20 protein-coding genes, 1 pseudogene and 1 riboswitch are annotated in these 22,888 nt (G+C 37.9%); of the genes and pseudogenes, 19 read left to right on the forward strand and 2 right to left on the reverse strand.

Going from position 1 to position 22,888, the window contains the following annotated elements:
* Positions 1 to 50 precede the first annotated feature (50 nt).
* The 16 genes and pseudogenes from C8C76_RS04990 (at position 51) to C8C76_RS05065 (ending at position 16,945) form a co-directional block, all read left to right on the forward strand.
* Complete coding sequence (locus C8C76_RS04990) at positions 51 to 1,196, forward strand: Gfo/Idh/MocA family protein (protein WP_108139229.1); 1,146 nt, start codon at positions 51 to 53, stop codon at positions 1,194 to 1,196.
* Positions 1,197 to 1,280: 84 nt separating this feature from the next.
* Positions 1,281 to 2,270 carry a sugar phosphate isomerase/epimerase family protein gene (locus C8C76_RS04995; RefSeq protein ID WP_108139231.1) on the forward strand — a complete coding sequence of 330 codons (990 nt, stop codon included), beginning with the start codon at positions 1,281 to 1,283 and terminating at the stop codon, positions 2,268 to 2,270.
* A gap of 231 nt (positions 2,271 to 2,501) precedes the next feature.
* Complete coding sequence (locus C8C76_RS05000; protein ID WP_108139232.1) at positions 2,502 to 5,183, forward strand: cation-translocating P-type ATPase; 2,682 nt, start codon at positions 2,502 to 2,504, stop codon at positions 5,181 to 5,183.
* A 132-nt stretch (positions 5,184 to 5,315) separates the two neighbouring features.
* Entirely contained in the window at positions 5,316 to 6,116 is an 801-nt protein-coding gene (arsM, locus tag C8C76_RS05005; protein ID WP_375135258.1) for an arsenite methyltransferase, read from the forward strand.
* A 129-nt stretch (positions 6,117 to 6,245) separates the two neighbouring features.
* Positions 6,246 to 6,572 carry an ArsR/SmtB family transcription factor gene (locus C8C76_RS05010; RefSeq protein WP_108139236.1) on the forward strand — a complete coding sequence of 109 codons (327 nt, stop codon included), beginning with the start codon at positions 6,246 to 6,248 and terminating at the stop codon, positions 6,570 to 6,572.
* Between the two features lie 60 nt (positions 6,573 to 6,632).
* On the forward strand, positions 6,633 to 6,827 hold the full coding sequence (locus C8C76_RS05015; protein ID WP_108139238.1) for a YwbE family protein: 195 nt from the start codon (positions 6,633 to 6,635) through the stop codon (positions 6,825 to 6,827).
* Between the two features lie 116 nt (positions 6,828 to 6,943).
* Positions 6,944 to 8,020: a Fic family protein gene (locus C8C76_RS05020; protein WP_108139240.1), complete on the forward strand. Its 1,077-nt coding sequence runs from the start codon at positions 6,944 to 6,946 to the stop codon at positions 8,018 to 8,020.
* Positions 8,021 to 8,038: 18 nt separating this feature from the next.
* The gene (locus C8C76_RS05025) at positions 8,039 to 8,698 is read left to right on the forward strand and encodes a hypothetical protein (RefSeq protein ID WP_108139242.1); all 660 of its coding nucleotides are present in this window, start codon (positions 8,039 to 8,041) and stop codon (positions 8,696 to 8,698) included.
* A gap of 175 nt (positions 8,699 to 8,873) precedes the next feature.
* A complete protein-coding gene (locus C8C76_RS05030; RefSeq protein ID WP_108139244.1) occupies positions 8,874 to 9,479 on the forward strand; it encodes a type IV toxin-antitoxin system AbiEi family antitoxin domain-containing protein in 606 nt (201 codons plus the stop codon).
* On the forward strand, positions 9,476 to 10,381 hold the full coding sequence (locus tag C8C76_RS05035; RefSeq protein WP_108139246.1) for a nucleotidyl transferase AbiEii/AbiGii toxin family protein: 906 nt from the start codon (positions 9,476 to 9,478) through the stop codon (positions 10,379 to 10,381). The genes C8C76_RS05030 and C8C76_RS05035 overlap by 4 nt, the downstream gene beginning before the upstream one ends.
* Before the next feature lie 83 nt (positions 10,382 to 10,464).
* Entirely contained in the window at positions 10,465 to 10,857 is a 393-nt protein-coding gene (mntA, locus tag C8C76_RS05040; protein WP_108139248.1) for a type VII toxin-antitoxin system MntA family adenylyltransferase antitoxin, read from the forward strand.
* On the forward strand, positions 10,850 to 11,266 hold the full coding sequence (gene hepT, locus C8C76_RS05045) for a type VII toxin-antitoxin system HepT family RNase toxin (RefSeq protein ID WP_108139250.1): 417 nt from the start codon (positions 10,850 to 10,852) through the stop codon (positions 11,264 to 11,266). The genes mntA and hepT overlap by 8 nt, the downstream gene beginning before the upstream one ends.
* A gap of 19 nt (positions 11,267 to 11,285) precedes the next feature.
* Positions 11,286 to 14,522: an SNF2-related protein gene (locus C8C76_RS05050; protein ID WP_108139252.1), complete on the forward strand. Its 3,237-nt coding sequence runs from the start codon at positions 11,286 to 11,288 to the stop codon at positions 14,520 to 14,522.
* A gap of 36 nt (positions 14,523 to 14,558) precedes the next feature.
* Positions 14,559 to 15,320, forward strand: a complete 762-nt coding sequence (locus tag C8C76_RS05055) for a nitroreductase family protein (RefSeq protein WP_108139254.1) — start codon at positions 14,559 to 14,561, stop codon at positions 15,318 to 15,320.
* Positions 15,321 to 15,373: 53 nt separating this feature from the next.
* Positions 15,374 to 16,288: pseudogene (gene rihC / locus C8C76_RS05060) on the forward strand (ribonucleoside hydrolase RihC).
* A 48-nt stretch (positions 16,289 to 16,336) separates the two neighbouring features.
* Positions 16,337 to 16,945 carry a hypothetical protein gene (locus C8C76_RS05065; RefSeq protein ID WP_108139256.1) on the forward strand — a complete coding sequence of 203 codons (609 nt, stop codon included), beginning with the start codon at positions 16,337 to 16,339 and terminating at the stop codon, positions 16,943 to 16,945.
* Positions 16,946 to 16,983: 38 nt separating this feature from the next.
* Here C8C76_RS05065 and C8C76_RS05070 read toward each other — a convergent pair whose 3' ends face one another.
* On the reverse strand, positions 16,984 to 18,681 hold the full coding sequence (locus C8C76_RS05070) for a S8 family peptidase (RefSeq protein ID WP_181248148.1): 1,698 nt from the start codon (positions 18,679 to 18,681) through the stop codon (positions 16,984 to 16,986).
* A gap of 259 nt (positions 18,682 to 18,940) precedes the next feature.
* On the opposite strand from C8C76_RS05070, the gene C8C76_RS05075 reads away from it, so the two are divergent.
* Entirely contained in the window at positions 18,941 to 19,768 is an 828-nt protein-coding gene (locus C8C76_RS05075; protein ID WP_108139260.1) for an aldo/keto reductase, read from the forward strand.
* A gap of 118 nt (positions 19,769 to 19,886) precedes the next feature.
* Here C8C76_RS05075 and C8C76_RS05080 read toward each other — a convergent pair whose 3' ends face one another.
* Positions 19,887 to 20,462, reverse strand: coding sequence for a hypothetical protein (locus C8C76_RS05080; protein WP_108139262.1), 576 nt, complete (start codon positions 20,460 to 20,462; stop codon positions 19,887 to 19,889).
* Between the two features lie 304 nt (positions 20,463 to 20,766).
* On the opposite strand from C8C76_RS05080, the gene C8C76_RS05085 reads away from it, so the two are divergent.
* Positions 20,767 to 22,125, forward strand: coding sequence for an alkaline phosphatase (locus C8C76_RS05085; RefSeq protein WP_108139264.1), 1,359 nt, complete (start codon positions 20,767 to 20,769; stop codon positions 22,123 to 22,125).
* A gap of 214 nt (positions 22,126 to 22,339) precedes the next feature.
* Complete coding sequence (locus C8C76_RS05090; protein WP_108139266.1) at positions 22,340 to 22,723, forward strand: hypothetical protein; 384 nt, start codon at positions 22,340 to 22,342, stop codon at positions 22,721 to 22,723.
* Between the two features lie 85 nt (positions 22,724 to 22,808).
* A riboswitch (cyclic di-GMP riboswitch) is annotated at positions 22,809 to 22,884 on the forward strand.
* The last annotated feature ends 4 nt before the right edge of the window (positions 22,885 to 22,888 follow it).

Here is a 22,888-nt window from a genome sequence, read left to right on the forward strand (position 1 = left end):
TTATTCTAAAAATATCTTTTATTTAAGCGACCAGAAAAGGATGTGATCTGATGTCAAAGCTTAAAGTTGGAATTATTGGTACAGGTTTTGTTGGAGCAGCCCATGTTGAAGCTTTGAGGAGACTCGGTAAGGTGGAAGTCAGAGCAGTTGTAGCCAGCAGCCTCGAATCTTCAAAAAAGGCGGCAGAAAAGTTGAATGTTCCGGCATATTATGCTGATTATCAGGAAATGCTGGCAGAAGAAGAGCTGGATGTAGTCCACAACTGCACACCCAACTACCTTCACTTTCCGGTTAATAAGGCTTTTTTGGAGGCGGGAGTCCATGTTTTTGCCGAAAAACCACTGGTGATGAATACAAAAGAAGGCAGCGAGCTCTTAGAAATCATCGCAGACAAAAACATATATGCCGGAGTGAATTATAATTACCGCCACTATCCTCTGGTTAAAAAGATGCAGAATCAGGTGCAGGAGGAGCTGGGAAAACTCTTTCATATTCAGGGACATTACCTGCAGGACTGGATGCTTTTTGAAAACGACTACAGCTGGCGGGTTGATCCAGAAAAAGGTGGGAAATCGCGAGTTGTGGCTGACATCGGCTCTCATTTCTGTGATCTCTTGCAGTATCTGACCGGCAAGAAAATAAAGCGCTTAATTGCTAATACAAAAATTGTGCATCCGGAGCGGAAAAGACCGCTTTCTGAAGTGAAAAGTTTTGCCCGGGCAGAAAAGGAAGTAGAATACGAAAGCTACCAGGTGGAGACAGAAGATTATGCCTCTGTGCTTTTTGAACTCGAGGATGGCACAGCCGGTAATTTTACTGTTTCTCAGGTTGACGCCGGCCACAAAAATGATCTTTTTATCGAGATCAGCGGCAGCAAAAAAAGCTTGAGCTGGTCCCAGGAAAAGGCCAACCATCTTTTTATTGGTCATCGGGAAGAGGCCAATCAGGATTTAGTTCGCGATCCTTCACTTTTAGAGGGAAAGGCTGCCGAGCGCTGCTATTACCCGGGCGGTCATATTGAGGGCTGGTCTGAAGGCTTAAAGAATTCAATTAAAGATTTTTATGACTGCATCCTGGCTGCTGGGGATCCGGCTGATTATGACTTTGCCACTTTCGCTGACGGCCAGCAGGAAGTAAAGATTACCGAAGCCATCTTAAAAAGCAGTCGGGAGCAGAGCTGGGTGGAAATAGACTAGCCAAATATTTGTAAGCAATTTTGAGCTTGATTTGACTGATTAATTTCAAAAATTTAAATAGCCAATTGAAAGGAAGTGTTGACTATGGGACGCAAAGTAACGCTATTTACCGGTCAGTGGGCAGATATGAAATTTGAGAACTTAGCTCAGACCGTCAGTGAAATCGGTTATGATGGTCTGGAAATTGCCTGCTGGGGAGATCATTTAGATGTTCAGAAAGCGGCAGAGGAAAGTTCCTATGTAGAAAAGAAACTGGAGATTCTGGATAAATATCAGCTCGGGGTCTGGGCCATCGGTAACCATCTCGCCGGTCAGTGTGTGGGTGACCGCTATGATCCCCGCCTTGATAATTTTGCCCCGGAAAAGTATGCAGGCAAACCCGCTGAAATTAGAAAATGGGCTGTAGAGGAGATGCAGCTGACAGCGGTGGCTGCCAAAAACCTTGGTGTGGATACAGTTACCGGTTTTACCGGCTCTCCAATCTGGAAGTTTTTCTACTCCTTTCCTCAGACTACGCAGGAGATGGTCGAAGAGGGCTTTGAGCGGATAGTTGAGCTCTGGAATCCAATTCTTGATGTTTTTAAGGAAAATGGAGTTAAATTTGCCCTCGAAGTTCACCCTACAGAAATTGCCTTTGATTTTTACACAACCGAAAAGCTGCTGGATAAGTTTGACTGGCGGCCTGAATTTGGAATCAACTTTGACCCGAGCCATTTAATCTGGCAGGGGCTGACTCCCCATCTCTTTTTGCGGGATTTCAGTGAGCGAATCTATCATGTGCATATGAAGGATGCGGCAGTAACTCTAAACGGCAGAGAAGGTATTTTAGGATCTCATCTCCCCTTTGGTGACCGCCGCCGCGGCTGGGATTTCCGTTCGCTCGGCCACGGAGACATCGACTTTGATGAGATTATCCGCGAACTTAACGAAATGAATTACACTGGCCCCCTTTCAGTAGAATGGGAAGACAGCGGGATGGACCGGATCTATGGTGCCCGGGAGGCACTCAACTTTGTCCGCGAGATTGACTTTAAACCCTCCGATCTGGCCTTTGATGACTCAATGGAGAAATGATATTTTATTGAACCAGGTCCAAAACGACCGTTTTGGACCTGGTTAAAGTGCGATGATTCACAAATAGAATTTTACTAATCCCTTCTGGCTCTTATCAGCAGAAGGGTTTTCTTTTGAATGAATTTTAGATAGAGGAATTTTCCAGATTATAAAGAATTATTAAAATAACAGCCTAAATATCAATTAAATTTGTTAGCTGGCAAAATAGATAAATAGAGAGGGGCGATGATTTTGGCAGAGGAATATTATCAGGAAAAAATTGATTCAATCATTAAAAACTTCAATACTGACCCGGAAAGTGGACTTAGTTCAGAGGAATTAAAAAAGAAGAAAGAAGAACATGGGCCCAATAAGCTCCGGGAATCAGAGGGAGTTTCTTTCTGGAAAATTCTTTTAAATCAGCTTAAAGATTTGATAATTATAATTTTAATTATTGCAGCTGTACTTGCCTTTTTGATCGGAGATACTCTGGAAGGCTATGCAATTCTTGCAGTCATTGTCTTTAACACAATTATCGGCTTTGTGACTGAATACCAGGCCCAGAAGGCAGTCGCTTCTTTAAAAAATGTTTTGAGCAAAAAGGCAATGGTAATTCGGGAAGGCAAGAAGGAAGAAATCGAAGCTGTTGATCTGGTACCGGGAGATATTATCTTTATCGAAGAAGGAGATCAGATACCGGCAGATGCAAGACTGATTGACTCCAATAATTTAACTATTAATGAAGCTTCGCTGACCGGAGAATCCGAAAGTGTGGCCAAAGAGGCAGAGGCAGAGTTTGATTCGGAAAAAACACTGGCTGAAAGAAATAATATGATCTACATGGGAACAACAGCCGCCCGCGGAAAAGGAAAGGCAGTGGTTACTGCAACTGCAGAGGATACAGAAATCGGTAAAATTGGCGCCATGCTGGATGAAACTAAGGAGGGGAAAACTCCGCTTGAAAAAAGACTGGAGAGGCTCGGTAAATCCCTGATAAAAATTACCCTGGTGGTAATTGCTGTGCTGACAGTGCTCGGAATTGTTATGGGACGCCCGGTCTATGATACAGTTAAGACTGGAATTGCCCTGGCAATTGCTGCCGTTCCCGAAGGCCTGCCGATAATTGCAACTGTAACCCTTGCGATCGGGATGAAGAAGATGGTCGAGCATCAGGCTCTGGTCAGAGAACTTCTGGCAGTTGAAACTCTGGGTTCAGTTACTACAATCTGTACCGATAAGACAGGCACAATCACTGAAAATCAGATGACACTGCGGAAAATTTATCTAAATGACCACTTAATTGAAATTAGCGGTACCGGCTATCAGCCGGAAGGTGATTTTCTGCTTGAGGATGAGAAGATTGAGCCGGGAGCTGAGGCGAGTCTGGAGCTGACATTAAAAGCAGCACTGCTATGCACTTCAGCTGAGTTAACTAAAGAAGATGGTGATTATAAGGTTCTCGGAGAGGCTACAGAAGGTGCTCTTTTAACTGCCGGCAGGAAGGCTAACTTTTCCAAGGAGAGTTTAAAAGAAGAGGGTTATCAGAAGCTGGCCGAAATTCCCTTTAACTCAGACTATATGTATATGGCAGTCAGCTATGCCCTGCCTGATGGCAGAGAACACCTTTATCTAAAAGGTTCACCGGATGTGGTGATTGAAATGTGTGATTCGATTATGATCAACGGTGAAAAAGAGGAATTAACTGAGGCTAAAATTGATGAAATTCAAGCCAGAAATAAGAAGCTGGGGGAAGAAGGCCTCCGCATTCTGGGAGTTGCCTATCAGGAAGGGAATAATTTAGATTCGGAAGAAAAACTGCAGACTGAGATTGAAAGCTCTCTCACTTTTCTGGCCCTGACAGCAATTATTGACCCACCAAGGGAGTCAGTAAAGGAAGCTATAAAAGAAACTAAAAAAGCAGGAATCAAAACAAAAATGATCACCGGTGACCAGATGGATACAGCTGCTGCTATTGCTAGAGAAGTGGGGATTGCAGGCAGTGATAATGTAATCAGCGGTCAGCAGATTTCTAAAGCTTCTGCTAGTGAGTTAAGAGAACTGATTAAAAATAATTCTGTTTTTTCGCGGGTTACCCCGAAGAATAAACTGCAGATTATAGAAGCTTTAAACGAAGAAAATGAAGTTACTGCCATGACCGGTGATGGTGTAAACGATGCTCCAGCCCTTAAAAAGGCAGATATTGGGGTTTCAATGGGCAAAAGGGGAACCTCAGTTGCCAGAGAGGCCTCGGATATGGTACTTTTGGATGATGATTTTGCCACAATTGTAACTGCGGTGCGCGAAGGCAGGGTTATATTTGATAATATCCAGAAGTTTATCTACTTTCTCTTTTCCAACAATTTGAGCAAGATAATTTATATTTTCTTAGGTATCATCTTCAATCTGCCGCTGCCGCTTCTGGCAATGCAGATTCTCTGGATTAATGTGGTGATCGATGTTTTCCCGGCCCTCTCACTGGCCTGGGAAAAAGAAGAGGATAATATTATGGAGCGGGAGGCTACAACTGAAAGAAATATCATGGATAAGGCTTTTAAGAAAAAAGTTGGCCTGCACAGTCTGATTCTGGCAGCAGGACCGATGCTCTTATACCTCTGGGCCTTAAATGGCAGCTACAGTCTGGAGATCAGTCGGACTCTAAGTTTCAGCTCACTGGCCTTTATTCAGCTGTTCCATGTTTTCAATGCCCGCCGCAAATCAGGTTTGGCCTTTGATAAAACTGTTCTGGAAAATCATTATCTCTGGCTGGCGGTAGGAGTTGGAATAGTATTTCAGCTGGCAGCAATTTATTTAGCACCACTGCAGAATATACTTTCTACAGTGGCTATCCCAGCAGAGTTGTGGCTGCCGACAGCTGTAGCGATTATTCTGCCAATGCTGATCATTCAGTTGATCAATGTTTTTGCAGGTAGATAAGTTTGGTACCAGGTCCAAAACGGCCGTTTTGGACCTGGTTAAAGTATATAATTTCACAATATATTTTTAATTAATTAATCGCCTATTTACGATTAACGATAACTATGCTATACTATTTCCCAGGAGGGATTAATGATGCAGAAATCAGAAGCAGAAATAAAAGAGAAGGTAAAGGAAAATTACAGTCAGGTAGTAGAAGAGAATAAGAGCAGTGGCTGCTGCAGCTCTTCCTGCTGTGGAAGCTCAGCCAGGGAAGAGGCTCGGGCAAAAGAACTGGCAGAAAAAATGGATTACAGTCAGGATGATCTGGAATCAGCTTTTGCAGAAGCAAATTATGGTCTCGGCTGCGGCAACCCGGGTGCAATTGCTAATTTAAAAGCAGGAGAAACTGTTTTAGATTTAGGCTGTGGAGCCGGTTTTGATGTCTTTTTAGCTGCCCGTAAAGTAGGAAATAAAGGAAAAGTGATTGGTATTGATATGACTGAAGCAATGATCAAAAAAGCAAAAGCTAATGCTGAGAAAAATGAGGTTAATAATGTGGAATTTATCCTGGGAGAAATAGAGGATCTGCCTGTAGAGGATAACAGTATTGATGTAATTATCTCAAACTGTGTAATCAATTTATCACCGGCCAAGGAAAAAGTCTTTACTGAAGCAAAAAGAGTATTAAAACCTGGCGGCCGACTGGCGATCTCTGATATTTTAAAAGCTGAGGAGTTTCCGGCAGCTATCAAAGCCAATCTGGATAACTACAGCGGCTGTGTGACCGGAAGTATTGCAAGGGATGAATTACTATCAATTCTAGAAGAACTTGAATTTAAAAATATAGAGGTCGAAAGAAAATCTCACAGTGATCAAATAGTTGAAGACTGGATTTCCGGGATTGATATCAATGAATATATTTACTCTGCCTACATTAGAGCAGAAAAGTAGGATGAACAAAAACACTGTGATTTTCACCATTGGGCAGTAACTTTGTGCATTTTCTTTAAAATGCTTTCAATTTAGTGTACAATTAACTACTGTAATCTGACAGGTATAATCTGACAGGCGGGAGTGGATATGATGAATCAAAAATCAGAAAACGGAGCAAAGAAAAGTGAAAATCTTGAGCAGCTGGCTGAGCTGGCAAGGGGTTTAAGTCATCCCCACCGACTCAGAATCATTAAGATTCTGGCTGAACTGCCTGCAGATAATCAGTGTATGGTCAGCAGTATAGTCGATCAGCTGCCGATTGCTCAGTCAACAGTTTCACAGCATCTTAAAATTTTGAAGGAGACGGGCTGGATAGAAGGCCGCATTGATGGCCCGCGAGTCTGTTACTGTATCAATGAAGAAGTTTATGCTGAGTATACTGCTGAACTCGAGCACTTATTTGGACCTGGTTAAAGTGTGTTTTTTCACAAAGTTTAATAGTTTTAATAATCCAATCAATTAAGGGTGAAAATTATGGCAGGAAATAAAAGAGCCGATATTAAAAAAGGTTTAAAGGTTAAGGTTGTGCAGAAAAAAGATCAGCGGAGTGGAAATTTAACTGAAGGAGTTGTCAAAAGAATTTTAACTAATTCTGCAACTCATCCGCATGGAATTAAGGTTATGTTGGAAAGTGGCAAAGTTGGTAGAGTTAAAGAAATAATTGAATAATATCTGTAATCATTACCCATGTCCTTAAGATATGGGTAATTTTTTTATTTTTTTACCTATGTTTTATTGTAATAAGTATTAATTACCTGTATAATTGAGTCAAGGAGATGTTGAATATGACTGCAGAGAATTTAAAAATGCTGCCTCCAGAACTAAATCCAGATCAGAGTCAAATTTTAAAACAATTAATTCGTTCTCATAAGGCTCTGGCTGAATTGAAGGGCTTTTCAGAGACAGTACCCAATAAGAATATTTTAATTAACTCTGTCATAATAAATGAAGCCAAAGATAGTTCTGAAATTGAAAATATAATTACTACTCATGATGAATTATTTAGGGCAATGAGCAAAGAAAATTATAAAAATCCTGCTGCTAAAGAAGTGGTGAATTATAGAAGAGCGCTCTGGCGGGGATTTGAGCTAATAAAAGAAAAGCAGCTTTTAACCACAAATATGATTATAGAGATTCAGAGTATTATCGAAAAAAATAATGCTGGGATTAGAAAAGTTCCGGGAACAGTACTTAAAAATCCTCAAAATGGAGAAGTTATCTACACTCCTCCTGAATCAGAAAGAAGAATCAGAGAATTACTAAGTAATCTAGAAAATTATATTAATGAAGATAGTGATGAAGTTGATCCCCTGGTTAAAATGGCAGTTATTCATTATCAATTTGAATCAATCCATCCTTTTTACGATGGTAATGGCAGAACAGGTAGAATCCTCAATGTTTTATTTTTGGTACTAAAAGATATTTTAAACATCCCTATTCTTTATTTGAGCAAGTATATTATTGAAAACAAAAATAGATATTATTCTCTATTTCAAGAAGTAAGAGAAAATAAGGGCTGGGATCAATGGATTATATATTTTTTGAAAGCTTTAGAAGAAACAGCAATTGCAAGTTTAAATGTATTAAAAGAAATTAATCTTATAATTGAAGAAACTGCTGTTGAGATGCAGCAAAAAGCACCCAAAATTTATTCTAGAGAACTTTTAGATCTATTATTTATAGAATTTTATACAAAAATATCCTATATCCAGCAGGGGCTGGGGGTAACTCGTAAAACTGCATCTAATTATCTTTCTAGCCTGGAAAGTAAAGGGTTTTTAAGCTCTGAAAAATTAGGCAGAGAAAAAATTTATAAAAATATAAGATTATTTGAACTTATTAAAAAGATGAATCAAAAATAATAAACAAAGGATGATAAAATGCTGAATAAAATCAAAGGATTTTTTCAAAAAATGAAGGACAAAAAGGCTTTTAAAGCAGGAATTAAAAAATTGGATAACGGTTATTATAAAGAAGCATCAAAAATCTTACTGCCGCTGAAGGACAGTCCCCATCTCAATCAGGAAATGCTCTATTTTAATCTGGCCGGAGCTCTAATTGGCCAGGATAAATTAAATAAGGGAGAAAAATACTTAAAAAAAGCAATTGAGATTGAAGCTGAGCAGGATTATCTCTGGGCCACCCTGGCTGAAGTCAATATCCTGCAGCAGAAGTGGGATAGTGCTGAGAAGGCAATTAAAAAAGCGCTGAAGCTGGAGCCGGAAAAGAAAATTTACCAGACTAAAAAAGATGTAATCTGCGGCAGTGAAGAGCTTAAAGAAAATTATCTAAAATATTTTAAGCTGCTCAGGGAATCGATTGAAGAACAGAAGCAGGAAAACTGGAAAAAGGCAGTTGAACTGCTGGTTAAAGCAGTAGAATATTATGATAAAACTGGCTATGTCTTCAATCAGATCGGTGCTATTTATAATAATAATCTGGGCAATAAAGAGCTGGCAGCAGAGTTTTTCAAAAAAGCAATCGAAAGAGAGCCCGAAAATGAGGTCTTTAAACGCAATTTGAAACAGGTTTTAAGATAGGTCAATAAATAGACAGACAACTGCATTAAAAAGTAGGCTTGATTCCGCTTTGAGCCTACAAAGAGATGCAAATTTTGTTGATAATCAGGTTAAAAAGGAGTATAATTAACATAGATGAACAAATCGACTGTAATTTTATTTATAATACAGTATAATAGTTCAAGGAGGTGAGAAAATGAATCCGGAAACAAAATACCGAATTAAGAAGTTTTTTTATGAAAATAAAGGTTATCTTCATGCTAAAGATTTAACTGAAAAAGGTATTCATCGAAAATATCTAAGTGATCTTTTAGAAAATGAAGAAGTTATAAAGTTGAAAAGGGGCCTATATAAATGGAATGATGAGAAATTTAATTCTCTGAATGAATTGATCGATGTAGCTATGATAATTCCTGATGGGGTCGTATGTCTTGCCTCCGCTCTTTCGTATTATGAGCTTACAACTTATAGTCCGCTCGAATATCAGATAGCAATTCCCAATCAAAAAAAAATAAAAAGTGTAAGTTATCCGCCGATTAATTTATATTATTTTTCTAAAAAGTATTATCAGAATGGTATTAAAGAAGAAAAAATAGATGAGTATGAGATTAAGATTTATGATATTGAAAAAAGTCTTTCTGATTCTTTTCGGTATAGTTATGAAATTCCTAAAGACATTTTAATTGAAAGTTTAAAAGAGTATCTATCTCGTTCAGATAAAAATATAAATAAATTGATGAATTATGCAAGTGGGACTTCAGCCGAAAAGAAACTGACAAAATATTTGGAGGTTTTGGTATGAGCAAAAATATTGCGGCTTCAGTAATGGGAAGATTAAAAAACATCTCAAAAGAATTGAATATACCATTTAATCTGGCTATGCAGTTATATGCACAGGAAAGATTTCTATATAGGCTTTCGAAGTCAGAATATAAAGATAATTTTTTGCTTAAAGGTGGCTTATTGCTTTATTCGATGGATCAATTTAAGGGAAGACCTACAAAAGACATAGACTTTTTATTAAAAAACCAGAATAATAATCCAAACAATATTAAAAAGATCATAAAAAAGATTATAAAAATTGAAGTTGAAGACGGAATTTCTTTTGATCTTAATAAAATAAAGAGTCAATCAATAACTGAAGGAGCAGATTATAAGGGTCAGAGGATTAAGATCGTTGCTTTGATTGGAAATGCTAGAGTGCATCTACAAATAGATATAGGATTTGGAGATGTAGTTGTACCTGAACCTGTAAAAATAAAATATCCTGAGCTGTTAGATTTTGATGGGCCAGAAATTACTGCCTATTCTTTAGAAACTGTAATTGCAGAAAAATTTGATGCAATGATTTCCCTTGCTTTGTTGAATTCAAGGATGAAAGATTTTTATGATATTTTTCAATTGATGTTTAAGAAGAAATATGAGTCAGAGGTTTTGAAAAAATCCATTAAGGAAACATTAAAAAAAAGAAATACTAAATTAGATTCAGATTTGCTTGTCTTTTCTGAGAGATTTAAAAATGATCCTCAAAAAAATAAACAGTGGCAGTTATTTTTAAAAAGAATTAAAAAGGATAATTTATCTTTTGATTTTGTTGTTAATAATATAGAAAAGTTTTTGAGACCAATTTATAATTCTATCCTAAGTGAAATAGAAATCAACTCCACCTGGGATCCAGAAAAGCTTCGCTGGTTTGAAAAATAACCCAGGATTTTTCCTGATTATCATTGTTCTACCCGACTAAATATAATATAATGGAATATAGACCTAAATTGGAGGCCGAAAAAATGAAAGTTGACTTCGAAGCAGTAAAATCATTTTTAATAAAAGAGCTGCAGGCTGAATTGATTTATCTTTTTGGCTCATATGCAAAGGGCAAAGAGCGACCGGATAGTGACCTGGACCTGGCATTTTTAAGCTCCAAAGAGATAGATGATTATCAGCGTTTTTTAACAGCCCAAAAACTGGCTTCCAAATTAAATATTGAGGTTGATTTGATTGATCTGAAAAAGGCCTCTACAGTTTTTAAGGCGCAGATTATTCAGGGAAAGTTGCTTTATGCTGAAGATAAGCAGCAGCAACAGGAATTTGAGATGCTGACTTTAAAAAAATATGCTCGTTTAAATGAAGAGCGAAAAGAAATAATAGATAAAATTGAAAGAGGTGCTGAGAATGGATGATATTTTGATTAATAAGAATCAAACAGTTAAGCGCTGTCTTGAAAGGATTAATGAGGAATATCAGGGTGATCCTACAAATCTTGAAAACTATACAAAACAGGATTCGATTATTTTAAATATTCAGCGTCTCTCAGAAGCTGCAATTGATATTGCGATGCATATTGTAGCAGAAAAGAATCTCGGAGTGCCCCAAAATAGTCGCGAGGCCTTTGATCTGCTGACTCAAAATAAATTGATCAGTGAAGAGAGGGCAGATAAATTGAAAGCTATGGTCGGTTTTAGAAATATTGCAGTCCATGAATACCAGAAGTTGAACTTGAAAATTGTAGAGGCAATAATAGAGAATGAAATTGAGGAAATTAAAGACTTTTCTCAAAAGATGCTTCAAAAAATGGCAGAAAATAATTAGCAATACAGGAGCTGAAAGAATGAGCAGGGATTTTATTAAAAATTTAGTATCCAATAAAATATACAGACGCGGCATAAATTATTACAATCAGGGCCGAGTTCTGCAGTACAGAATCAATAAACTTGAGCCCAATCTCTATCAGATTTCTGCCCAGGTTTCTGGCTCGAGGCGCTATCAAGTAAAGTCGGAAATCAGACTGCACGAAGACAGCCTGGAATTGGAAAGCAGCTGTGACTGTCCTTACGACTGGGAAGAATACTGCAAACATGAGGTAGCAGTGCTGACTAAATTTATGGAAGAAGATTTTCGCTCGCCCAAGGTCAGCTATGAGCCGCAGTTTGAGGAAGAGGAAATATCGGAATTTAGATTTTCCAGTCAAGAATCTGATTTTGACATTGTGGAGCAGCGAATTGCTGACCGCAGTTTTAATAATTTGCTGGAAATAACTAAAAATTATGATCAGAGTGAGCTGCCGAAGCTGGAATACAGTGTTAAAGGGATTTTAAATCAGGCTCTGAAAAACTTTAAGCTGATTTTTGATTCCAATTATCTCAGCCAGCAGCAGCTTGAGGAAGTTGTAAATTCCTTGAATGATGATTACGATTATGTTTATTATCGTGATGGCCTGCTGCAGAAATATTTCTACGGTGAGGAACTTAAGCTTTTAGAAGCACTGTCAGCTTTGAGAAAAAGTAAAGGGCGGGGCAGTTCGCTCTTATTAAATAAAAATCAAGAAAACCTGAATTTTCTGCTGGAGCTAAGCCAGAAATTTAAATTGGAGCTGGAGGAAAATGGAGTTACAGTTAAAAAAGGAAAAACTCTGCAGCCGGAGCTTAAGCTCAGTGGTGATTTAGAAGAAATAAAAGTTGAATTGAAGGATAATGACTTTCCGATTTATCAGGGTAGTGAAGACCAGTGCCGCTGGACTCTAATCGGTAATAAAATTCATAAAGTTGATTTCTATAATTTTGATGAACTGCCGACCAGTTTTTTAATTCCTGCCCAGAAACAGGGAGAATTTTTATTTGAAATCCTGCCGACTCTGGAGAAAAATCTTAAACTCGAGACTGCAGAAGAACTGCAGGAGTATGAGTTAATCAAAGAAGGTCCTCTGGTTAATTTAAAGCTTGATTACAAAAAGCAGCAGATTAGCTGTGAGCTGGAGGTTGAATTTGCAGGCGAAAAATACAGCAACACAGAGCTTTTAGGGCTGGATACTGATAAAAACATTTATAAAAAAGATGAAAATGATCCTCAGCTCTGGCACGGGCGGGACAATAAGGCCCTGGCAGAAGTGATTGACTTTCTGGATGAATATAATTTTAAGGTTCGGCCCGAGCATTTTATCATCAAAGATAATGCCGATATTCAGGAGTTCATCACTGATGGGATGACTCATCTGCCTGAGGACTGGAATGTTCAAAGTAGTGAGAGCTTTGATCAGATTGAGATTAAGGAAGTCAAGCTGGAGCCGATTGTCGAAATTGATGACAGTGAGGGGATAAATTGGTTTGATTTTTCGATCAGCTATAATCTTGGAGGCAAAACTTACAGCCGCCAGGAGCTGCAGCAGCTGATCTCCTATAATAAAAAGGGAGAGGCCTATATTAAACTCGACAATCAGTACTTTATTTTAGAAAGTGGGGCTGAAGAAGAAAAGGTTGAGCAGATGCTTGATGATGCAGAAGCCCGAGATGAAGGTTATCGTGCTCCCTATCACAACCTCTTATATTATAAAAATTTGGTCGAAAAAAGTGGGATCCATTTCAAAGGTAATAAAGTTTTTAATGAGCTGGAATCAGAAATTAGCGGGACTAATGTGGTTAAGAAAAGAGAGGTTCCAACTGAAGTCGAGGATAAACTGCGTGATTATCAGAAAAACGGTTATCACTGGCTGCGCTTTCTGCATAAATATCACTTTGGCGGCATTCTGGCTGATGACATGGGACTTGGTAAAACTCTACAGATGCTGACCCTTCTAAAAAGTTTAAAGCCTAAAAAGCCGGCTCTGGTGCTCTGTCCCCGGACTTTAATCTATAACTGGCAGGAAGAGTCAGATAAGTTTTTTGCTGATTTAAAAACTCTTGTTTACTATGGAACTCCGGCTGAAAGAGTAGAGATGCGTAAAGATTTCAGCGATTATGATCTGATTATTTCTTCCTATTCAACGATCAGTAGAGATGTGGAGGAATTAAACGCTGAGGGAAAAGTTTTTTCGATTTCAATTTTAGATGAAGCTCAGCATATTAAAAATCACCGCACCAAAAGAGCAAAAGCTGTTAAAAATATTGAGGCTGAATCAAGGCTGGCCCTGACTGGAACTCCACTTGAGAATTCAATTGAAGAGCTCTGGTCAATTTTTGACTATTTGATGCCCGGCTACCTCGGAAACTACAGCTATTTTAGAAACAATTTTATCACCCCGATCAGCAAAAATAATGAGAAAGAAAAGTTAAAGGAATTAAAGGAAAGAGTTGCTCCCTTTATTCTCCGTCGGCGCAAAGAAGAGGTTTTAAAAGAGCTGCCGGAAAAAATTATTAATGTTCATCCGGTCAGTATGACCCAACTTCAGGAAGACAGCTATCAGACAGTACTTGCTGAAGTACGAGGTGAGCTGGAAGAGACAGTTGCCGAAAAAGGTTTTAATCGATCCCGGATTAATGTGCTGGCAGCACTGACAAAACTCAGACAGATCTGCAATCATCCTTCACTGGTGCTCGGGGATGAAGGTACGGCTCATAATTCAGGTAAACTGGAGGCCCTAAGGGAGCTGCTCAGTGATGCGCTAAGTGGCGGCCACAAGTTGATCATCTTCAGTCAGTTTGTAAAAATGCTAAAATTGATCAGAAATGATCTAGACCAGCAGGGAATTAATTACAGATATCTCGACGGCTCGACCCGCAACCGAATGGATAAGGTGAGGGAGTTCAACAATGACCCGGAGATCGATGTTTTTTTAATCAGTCTTAAAGCGGGGGGAGTTGGCTTAAATCTGACTGCAGCCGATATGGTGGTTCATGTTGACCCCTGGTGGAATCCGATGGTCGAAAGACAGGCCACAGATCGCGCCCACCGCCTCGGCCAGGAAAATCGGGTGATGGTATATAAAATGATTACCCGGGGTACTGTAGAAGAGAAAATGCTCAAACTGCAGCAGCGCAAGCAGGATCTATTTGATAATGTAATTGAGAATAATGTAAATCCGATCAAGGCGATCAGCTGGGAAGATATTCAGGATTTACTGGCCTATAAATAACTGCTTTATAAATAAAACTAATGAGGAGCGCAGAATATGGAAGAGCTTATTGCTAAAGAAGAACTGTATCAGACGATTTTTAAGCGGAAATCAATCAGGAAATATCAGCAGCAGAAGTTATCTGTTGAGGAGCTGGAGGCGATTAGGGATTTTTTGCAGGCAGCAGAAGTAATTGATCCAGAAATTAAATTTGAGACCAAAATTGTGGACTCAGATCAGGTAAAAAGTCTGATTCCAATTAAGGCACCTCACTACCTGCAGTTTTTTTCAGAAGAAAAGGGAGATTATCTTTTAAATGCAGGCTTTATCCTGCAGCAGCTTGACCTTTTTCTGGCAGCAAATAATTTGGGCAGCTGCTGGTTTGGAATGGCGAAACCCAAAAAAGAAATCATTGCCGATTCAGAGCTTGAATATGTGATCACCCTGGTTTTTGGCCGGGCTGCAGAAGAAAATATCAGAGATTCAATTGAGGATTTTGATCGCAAAACTCTTTCTGAAATCAAGGAAGGTAATGATCATTATGATTTATTAGAGGCAGCTCGCCTGGCACCATCTGCGACCAACGGTCAGCCCTGGTATTTTAAGGTAGAAGCTGATCAAATTCACCTCTTTCAGAATGAGCCAAATTTTATCAAAAAGTTTTTCTACGAAAAGATGAATAGAATTGATATGGGGATTACTCTCGCTCATATCTGGTTGGCAGCAGTAGAACATGATTATAACTTTAATTTCAAAAAGTATTCTCAGGCACCTGCTGTGGTTGAGGGGTATAATTATCTGGGAACAGTTGAAATTTAAGATAAAGTTCATGTTAAATATAAAAATATAGAATAGTTACAGGAGATGATTTAGTGAAAAGAAAGATAATTATTGATACAGATCCCGGCATAGATGATGCGGCAGCACTGGCAATTGCTCTCAATAACCCGGAGCTGGAAGTTTTAATGCTGAGCACAGTTGCCGGCAATGTTAATTTAGATTATACAACAGAGAATGCAAAAAAGATTTTAGATTTTTTTGAGAAGGATACTCCGCTGGCCCGCGGCAACTCTCTGCCTCTGCTCAGAGAATATGAGGATGCCAGTCAGTTTCACGGAGAAACAGGAATGAACGGCTATGATTTTCCTGTGAGTGAGCGAAAAGTTATGCCTTAGCACTCGGCTGTAGCAATGAAGGAAATGATTCTGGCCAGTGAAAAAAAGGTTACTCTAGTTACAATTGGGCCGCTGACCAATGCTGCTTTACTGCTCAGCATGTATCCAGAAGTTAAAGATAAGATTGAGGAAATTGTGATTATGGGTGGCTCGACCATTGGCGGTAATACCAATACAGCAGCTGAATTTAATATTAAGGTTGACCCTCATGCAGCCCAGATGGTTATTAACTCCGGCCTGCCGATAACTATTTTTGGCCTCCGGGTGACTACCAGAGCGCTTTTGAGCAAAACTGACATTGAAGAAATTAGCGAGCTGGGAGGGGCCGGTGAGATGCTTTATTCGCTTTTCAGTCACTATCGGGGTGGAGATATTTATGGAACGGGTTTGATGATGCACGATATCTGCACAATCGGCTATCTATTGGAGCCAGAAATCTTTGATTATCAAAAAACTCACCTGGAAGTTGCTCTCGACGGCCCGGCTGCAGGAACTACTGTTGCTGACCTTTATTCCCGTTATACTGAAGAAAAGAATGTTAAGCTGGCTGTCGATATTGACCAGCAGAAATTTAAAGACTGGGTGATTGAGGAAATATCTAAGCTTAAATAAACTATTTAAATAATAAGTTTAAAGATAAATTGCAGAGGAGAAAAGATAGTGGATAAAAAAGTTATCAAAGAATATCAAGATTACATTAATAAAATCGGGAATCGTAAAGAACTATATAAAACTGTTGCAGATGAATATGATATTAAAACTGCAATTTATCCTGGTAGTCATATAGATATCGCGCCCTCAATGTTTATACCTAAGGTTATCTATATTGATAATTTTAAAGGTGCAATTAAGTTTTTTAAGCAGCTTGACAGCATTAAAGAATATATAGAGGAAAATAAGGAGTATTCTACCCCCGCTGAAATCAACTTTTTAGGACAGGACTATAATCAGCCTTTAGAGATAGAGGAAGTGGACCTTATTATCTCACAGTATGCTGGCTTTGTCGGCCAGGCAGCAAAAGATAGCTTAAAAATTGGCGGTATATTATTATGTAATGACAGTCATGGTGATGCAAGTTTAGCAAAGCATGATCAGGATTATAAACTTATTGCTGTTATTGAAAATAATAAGATAAAAAAGGATAACTTAGATAAATACTTTAAATTGGCAAATGGAAAGCCAGTTGACATTAAGCAGTTAAAAGAAAAAATGAAAGGTCTGAAATACGAAAAGATGGCTGGAAATTACTTGTTCCGCAAAGTAAAATAACATATTTTTTAAATTCTACTATTATCTAATAAAGCAATTTATTCCAGAGCCAGGGTAACTGGCTCTTTTTCTTTTGCCTTCATTTCTGCTATAAACTCCTGATAGCTTTCATTTTTAACAGCAATTTGAGTATAAGCTTTAAGTGCATGATATTTAAGCCAGGGATCACTGCTTTTGGAGATTATATTTTTCAGCAATTCAGCCAAATCGGCAGCCTCAGAACCAAAGCTTGCTAAAAGATCAAGCAGAAAATACTGAGCTTCAGAACTGAGTCCCAGCTGATTTCTTTTAAGCAGGAGATTTTTTAAGGGAACTAATACTAGCGGTTCAGCTAAATCAGCCGCTACTGCTGCCGCCTTTTTCCTGACTGGATAAGCTTTCTCAATAATTAATCTTAAAAGCTCTGCACTAATAATTAACCTCTGCTTTTTATAGTTTTCTTGCTTTTTCAGTGCCTCCGCTATTAATGTAGAATTGAGATTAAATCTAACAGCTTTCTTAATAATCAAATCTATTGGAAGCTGATTGCTCAGAGCTACCAGCTTTAAATAAATGGTGCATTTTTTGCTGGAGCTGCAGTTTCTCAAATGATTTTTAATTATTTTTTCAATTTTTAAAGTCTGCGCCTGATTTTTCTGGTTGAGAAGCCTGTTTAATTGAGCTCTCGCCTGCTTTTGTAAATTTTGATTTAAATAAGGTGCCAGTTTTAAAATTAGAGCAAAGTTATGGCTCTTGTTGAGATAAAAAGAGATGGTTTTTAGAAGGAGATAATAGAGCAGAACTAAGCTCATTAGAAAAATTATAATTTTTAAAAGTCCAAACTGATAGTAGAAAAGCAGCAGTAGAGGCTGGAATAAATACAAAATGGCTGAGCTAATTAAAAAGATAAAAATACCGCTCAAGGAATACTTCTGCCAGCAGAGATAGAAAAATAATAGGGCAGCAGAAATTATAGAAAAGTAAATACTCAGCTGCAGCCAGAGATAAAGGCGGCTAGCCTGGCTTAAAGCTTTAAAGTTATTAATTCTGCCGGCTCCAAGTTTTCCTTCCGCAAAAAGAGGATCATTAATTTGAGCTGAAGTATTTTTAATTATTTTTAACCCATCTTCAATACTAATTTCCGGTTTCAAGCTTAAAATATTTGCCAGTAGAGCGGTAAGCTGGGGAGAGGCAAAGGAAGTTCCACTGATTTTATAAGTGCGGCTGTAATTTAAAGCAGGTAGATAGTCTCTCTGCGTAATTTCTATAACTCCGGGAGCTGAAAAATCTACCTGACTACCGTAATTTGAAGCGGGCATTTTCTGAGCCTCAGCCAGAGCAGCAACAGCAGTCACCTCACTAAAGGCAGCAGGATAGGTGAGCCGTTCCCGATTATTGTTGCCAGCGGCTGCTATCAGAACAATGTTTTCAAGCTCTGAAATCTTTTCTATAATTTCTTTTTGAAACTCACTTTCTTCAAAACCCAGGCTGATATTGACCACAATTTTTTCTTCTGGATGTAGTCTGGCATAATTATAAATTTCATTTAAGGAATTTAAATACTCATTTTTATCAATCCGCTTAATAATATTTTCCGCCGAAAAAGCTCTTATTTCAGCTCGACTCAGGCTGCGGATGATGGCTGCAACCTGACTGCCGTGGGAGCTTTCAGGTTGAATTTTTAGGGCAGGACTTTTAAGAAATTCTGCTTCAACTTCTGAATCTAAAATGAATATTTTAACCCGATCACTGCGCAATAGTTGATCTTTCAGCTGAAAAGAGACGATAAAGATACTTAATAAAATTAAAAGATAAATTAGTGTTTTTTTGATAGTCGCTCCTCCTTTCAGCAGCTTTGTAAAACAATTATAACACAGATTTAGTGAAAAGATTAATAATAAAAATTTGAAAATTAAAAAAGGAAATCGGTTTACTATCTATAATATAATATAGTAGGAAAGATAATTTTTAAAACTAGAGAAATTAATTGAGTCAAAAATTAAAGGAGGAATAAAGATGATTCCAACACGAAAATTAAAAACTGGTGATGAGATTCCTGTTATTGCTTATGGTACCTGGGATATTGCCGAAGAAAATGTAGGCGAAAAAGTAGAAATTGCTCTAAAAGCAGGTTATAACCACATTGATACTGCGGAGGGCTACCACAATGAAGCGGGAATTGGAGAAGTTTTAAAAGATTATGACCGAGACGAGTTATTTATAACTTCCAAAGTATTGCCTTCAAATTTAAATTATGAAAGCGTTATCAAGGCCTGTAAGCGCTCCCTGGAAAAACTGGGAACCGACTATCTTGATCTCTATTTAATTCACTGGCCAAATCCTGCGATTTCTTTAAGAGAAACCCTGCAGGCAATGAAGTACTTAGTAGACGAGGGACTGGTTAAAAATATCGGTGTCAGCAATTTTTCAGTTTATCAATTAAAGGTTGCTTTAAAGATTACTCCGGTGCCAATTACAGTTAATCAGGTAGAATTCCACCCCTGGTTGTATCAAAAAGAGCTGCTCGAAGTCTGTGATCAAAATGATGTAGTAATTGAAGCTTCAGCACCACTGGCCAGAACTGAAGTCTTAAGTGATGAAACTATTTTAGAGCTGGCAGATAAATATGATAAGTCACCGGCTCAGATTGTACTTAAGTGGGAGCTGCAGAAGGGAATTGTGCCTCTGCCAAAATCTAAGTCCGAGGGTCATATCAAGGAAAACTTAGAGTTATTTGACTGGGAGCTTAAAGCAGAAGATATGGCAGCAATTGATAATATTGATCACGAAAAGCGGGTTTATATGATTACCCTTGATGATGAAACTTATGGAATTAGTTCTTAAATAGTTGTTTTCTAAATAGAGCTTATTAATTAGCAGGCAGCCTGTTTCGGTTGCCTGCTTTTTTTAAAAATGAAACCCACTTCCTGAAGAAGTGGGCTAGTTGAGTTAATTAATATCTTTATTCAGCTTCCGGTCCATAGTTTTCAAATACCAGCAGCATGTTTTTCATTTCAAAGTAAAAAGTCTGACTGGAAATTGTAGAACCAGAAATAATATCTACTTCCGGATCAAAAGAAGACTTAAGGCTTAAACCATAATATCTACTTAAAAATTCTTCCTGTTTCATTTCTGGATGATGATCATTGGCGTCAAGTGGTTTCCAGTTTTTAATTACTGCCATACTTTCTTCAGTTTTAGAATTATTGGCCATACCAATTACTGCAATAAAATCTTCCGGATGGGAGTAAATAATTGTATTTACCCAGCTACCATAACCAATAAGTTCTCCATCTTTGTGCAGAGGAACAAAAGGATATTTTACTTCATTTCTTTCTGGATAGAAGATGTCACCAGCTTCATCAGCATCAGCTAACTCTACTAAAGCATTTACATAATCTTCTACAGTTCTACCGGTTGAAATTTCCTGCTTATCTCCGCCACCAACAACATCAAGAGTGTGAGTTGTTGCAAAGGCCAGACCTGAGAATGTTAGAACAAAAACTAAGATCAAAGAAACAACTAAACTTTTTTTCATTTTTTGTTACCCCCTAAGTAATTTTAAAATATTAATATTAGTGATAATAATAACTAATTATGTTATATATATCACATAACTCAATATCATTATACCACTGAACTAAAAATCTGTCAATGCTTTCAGAATATTAAATCGAAATATTTTTCACAACTATTAATTGCTGATCAAAACACTCATTAATCAGAATTAATAAAAAAATCTGAAAATAAAGCAGGAACTCTACTTCTGGTATTGAATATATATTAATAGACAGACATCAGTCGTCTGACAAATCACAAAATACTAGGAGGGTTTTAAGTTTATGCTTAAAAAGTCAAAAAGATTAATGTTGGTTGTTTCACTCTTTATGGTTTTTGCTCTTATCTTTACAGCGGCAGCTCAGGCAGAAGTTAAGAATGTGATCCTATTAATTGGTGACGGTCTGGGAATGGGCCAGATTGATATGACTCGCTATCTTGCCGGTGATAAAGACCACGAGCTAGAATTAATGAAACTACCTGAAACAGGAATCATGATGACAAGCTCAACTGAAGGAGTTACGGATTCAGCGGCAGCAGGAACTGCAATGGCAACCGGTCATAAGGTTTACAATGGTGCAATTGCAATGAATAAAAATGGTGCTGAACTGGATTCTGTTTTAGACTTTGCTCAGGTCAGAAACAAAGCTACTGGTGTAATCAGTACAAATATGGTTACTGATGCGACTCCCGCTTCCTTTATTGCTTCAGTTGAAGATAGAGGCATGGGCGGCAAAATTGCCAAGCAGGCGATTGCTAATAATGTAGATGTAATGCTTGGTGGTGGCCGTGAAGACTTTATGGAAGATGAGGCCGGTGAAGACTTAATTGCTAAGGCCAAAGCAAACGGTTATCAGTATGTTTCTGATAAAACTCAGTTAGAAAAAGTTGTACCTCTGAATGGAAAGCTTCTTGGTCTCTTTAATGAATCTTATATGAACTATATTAATGACCGGGATGATCTTGGATCTAATGAGCCTTCAATGGAAGCGATGACTAAAAAGGCAATCGAAGTACTTTCTGAAGACGAAGATGGATTCTTCTTAATGGCAGAGGGAGCAAGAATTGACCATGCAGCCCACGCAGCAGATGTACCTGGTGTAGTTGCAGAGACTCTTGATTTTGATGCAAGTGTTAAAGTTGCAATGGATTTTGCTAAGAAAAATGGAGATACCCTGGTAATTGTGACTGCCGACCATGAAACTCTTGGTTTTTCAGCAACAGAGCCCATAGAAAAAGAAGCATTAATGAATATTGGTGTTTCTCCAGAGTATATGGCGGGCCAGATGACCGAAAAAGAAAATGGTAAAGGTTATACTGTAGAGAGTGTTAAGTCTGTATTTGAAGAATACGCTGATATTTCTCTAACTGACGCAGAAGTTGCCAGATTTAATGAGTTAATCCTGGATGAAGAAGGCAATATCAAGTATTCTTATCTTGTAGGATACGAAATTGGTTCAATTATAGCTAATGAGTATCAGGCAGGAGTTGTGAATACAGAAATTAGAGCCAATTCTTCCACAGGTGGACACACCCTTAATTCAGTTCCAGTCTTTGCCTATGGTGAAGGTGCTGAAAACTTTAATGGCATGATGCAGAACACTGAATTCTCAGATCTGCTCTTTGATTCCATGAGACCGTAAATAGTTAATTATAAATAAAATTCAATAGTTTAAATTAAATATACTTTAAAAATGGTGGTGGGGTTAAGCCCTACTGCCATTTTTTGTTGTGAATCTCGAATAAATTAAGCTGAAAAAATATTTATATTCTGATGCTCTTCTGTTATAATTAAAATAATTCGGAGTCTAGATTTAGACTTAAAAAGAATTAAAAATTTAACTGAGGGGTAAGATAATGAGAAAAAGTTTCGTTTGTGTAATTGCACTGTTATTAATTTTTGGAGTTAGTTCAGCAGTTGTGGCTCAGGCTGAAGAGGGCTGGGGAAAGGATTTTGAAAAAGTATTTGGTGAATCAGATTATTTCAAGCAAAATTCATGGGATTCTAATTTAGAAAATAGAGCTGAATTAATCCAGGAAGGGAAGAATAACAGAGCTGCTACAAGACAGAATGGCAGGGGCAATGATGCTTTAACTGTTCAAAATGGTAATTTTAATGAGGCATTGATAACTCAAACAGGAGCTGGTAATTCTGCGGTAATCAAGCAGTTTTCTAATAACAATTCTGCTCTGATTAATCAAACTGGCAGCAGCAATCGGGCAGTAATTATTCAAAAATAATTTGAATAACTGTCGAAAATTATAACTTGACATAAATTTACTAATCCTGATATACTTAAAGATGCTATAAAGAGTTAAGAGCTCTTTTTAACAAAGGTAAACTTATCGTGAGGTAAGGACACAAAGCTGAGGGTCTCTTGGAGAGATAGCCGGCTGCTAAAAGGA

Source organism: Halanaerobium saccharolyticum (genome assembly GCF_003053565.1).
Lineage (GTDB): Bacteria > Bacillota > Halanaerobiia > Halanaerobiales > Halanaerobiaceae > Halanaerobium > Halanaerobium saccharolyticum_B.